At 36.1% G+C, this 2,567-nt stretch carries 3 protein-coding genes; all 3 read left to right on the plus strand.

The genetic code is table 11. The features are described from left to right. The coding region (locus tag ABZA26_RS12375; RefSeq protein WP_372714822.1) for a glycosyltransferase family 4 protein at window positions 1-579 on the plus strand (579 nt) is incomplete at its 5' end. Next, window positions 576-1,508, plus strand: a complete 933-nt coding sequence (locus tag ABZA26_RS12380; protein WP_372714823.1) for a glycoside hydrolase family 130 protein — start codon at window positions 576-578, stop codon at window positions 1,506-1,508. The genes ABZA26_RS12375 and ABZA26_RS12380, both read left to right, overlap by 4 nt. Before the next feature lies 1 nt (window position 1,509). Then, window positions 1,510-2,567, plus strand: a 1,058-nt coding sequence (locus ABZA26_RS12385) for a glycosidase (protein WP_372714824.1), incomplete at its 3' end; no start/stop codon positions are given.

The raw sequence follows: 2,567 nt of genomic DNA on the forward strand, positions 1-2,567 counted from the left end.
ATAGATACGATATATCACGGAATAGATCTAAATCAATTTACATACAGAGATTTACCGGAAGATTATCTGTTATTTTTTGGAAGACTACACAGAGATAAAGGTCCAAAGGAAGCTATCGAGATTGCCAAAAGATCCAATAAAAAACTTATCATGGCAGGAATTATCCAAGATGAAGGGTATTTTAAATATGAGGTAGAGCCTCATCTGAATGAACAGATTACATATATAGGAAGTGTGGGCCCAGAAGAGAGAGACGAGCTGCTAGGTAAAGCACTGGCTCTTCTCCACCCTATACACTTCCAAGAACCCTTTGGTTTGTCTGTCGTTGAAGCCATGGCTTGTGGGACACCTGTAATTGCATATAACAAAGGTAGTATGCCTGAACTTATAGAGGACGGGATAAATGGATTTCTCGTTAATGACATAGACGGAGCTCTAAGAGCCTTGGAAAATATCTCAAGCATAGACAGAAAAAAATGCAGAAAGATTGTAGAGGATAAATTTTCAGTAGACCGAATGGTGGATGAATATATAAAAGTCTATGAAAAAATCCTCAAAGAACGAGGAGGAAATATGTGAAGAACGAAGTGGTGGTAAGGTATAAAAAAAATCCCATATTGACTAAAGATGATGTGCCGTATCCTGTAGCCACAGTTCACAATGCAGGGATTGTTAAATATAAAAATAAATATATTATGCTATTTCGTTCCCATTTGCTAAATGGAAGATCAGTTATAGGAATGGCTAAAAGTGATGATGGTTATAATTTTAAAGTAGAACCGAAGCCTTTTTTAACGCCTTGTAAGGAAAAAGATTCGGTATTTTTCCAGTATGAGGAATATGGTGTAGAAGACCTCAGAATCAGTGAAATCAACGGTGAATACCTTTTAACTTATAGCTGCTATTCAAAATATGGAGTAAGGATAGCTCTGGCAAAAACTCTTGATTTTAGGGAAATAGAAAGAGTTGCTCTTATTACCCAGGCGGATCTGAGAAATGTGGTTATATTTCCAGAAAAGATAGGCGGACAGTATGTGAGACTAGACAGACCTCATTCAGAGATATCTAAATGGTCTATATGGATATCTTACTCACCGGATTTGGTGCATTGGGGAAGATCAAAATTAATAATGCAACCACATAAATACCACTGGGATGAGATGAAAATAGGACCTGGAGCTACACCTATAAAGACTGAAAAAGGATGGCTAAATATATATCATGGTGTATTTAAAACTATGTCAGGATCTGTTTACAGACTTGGGGTGGCACTTCACGATTTGAAGGATCCCTCTATTGTATTGGGAGTTTCAGATGAGTGGATACTTCAACCGGAAGATCCCTGGGAGATGACAGGCTATGTGCCAAACGTAGTATTTACCTGTGGAGCAGTGGATGAAGGGGATGGGACACTAAAGATATATTGGGGCGGAGCCGACAGTGTCATGTGTGTAGGAGAGGCCAATATAAATAAGCTGATAGATATGTGTTTAAAGGAGGTAAATTAGAATGGGAAAATTAAATGTAAGGAGGATAGACAAGATATTTAAACCAGATCCCTCAAGAGTGATTATAAAATCTCATATGCCTTCAGGTGAAGGTCGTATAGAGAATATCATAACGCGGGTTTTGAGCTTATCAGATGAGGAAGCTAATACGCTTTTACAGGATATAATAAAAGGTTTCTCAGAAAGGCACAAAAATATCTGGGATGCACTGGACAAACACTATAATAGAATAAAAAAACATATTCCTTTAAATCAAAGAATAAGTGATGTGAAAAGAGCACTTTTAGGAGCTTATTTTTCTCAAGAATATACAGTCCAATCAGCAGCTTTTTTTAATCCATCTATTGTAAAACATCCGGATCAAACTCAGGTCCCAGAAGGAAGTATTAGATTTATATTGAGTTTTAGAGCAGTGGGAGAGGGACACCTGTCCTCTATAGAGTTTAGGGGCGGATTGGTAGATAAAGAGGGGAACTTTGAATTTGATGAGGTGAGTCCCTTTGTAGAAAGGGCAGTAGCCGTGAATAATCCTGTATATAAAAAAGATATATTCTTTTGGAAATTATATGAGATGCATGAAGACTGTAGCTCCTTATCAAATCTAAAAGAACAACTATCAGATGAATTCAGCTTGTCTGAACTCCAGGCTCTTTTAAATATATCCCCAGAAAAAAAAATTCATGATCTAAAAGACACTGTTTTATGGTTAGCAAAATCAAATTATGAGCTACAGTTTAAAATAGATCAAAAATTATCTGAAAGGATTATATTCCCTAGTTCACAAAATGAAAGTAATGGAATAGAAGATGCTAGGTTTGTCAGATTTAAATATGATAATGGAGAAGTGGTGTATTATGCCACTTATACTGCATATAACGGAATTAAGATTCTGCCACAAATATTGGAAACTAAAGATTTTTTTAGCTATAAGGCCATAACATTAAACGGAAAGTATGCGGCCAATAAAGGGATGGCTCTTTTTCCAAGAAAAATCAATGGGAAATATGTAATGATTTCTAGAGTTGATGGAGAAAATCTATATATAATGTCTTCTGAAAA

It is taken from the genome of Ilyobacter sp., assembly GCF_041583315.1.
Classification (GTDB): Bacteria; Fusobacteriota; Fusobacteriia; order Fusobacteriales; family Fusobacteriaceae; genus Ilyobacter.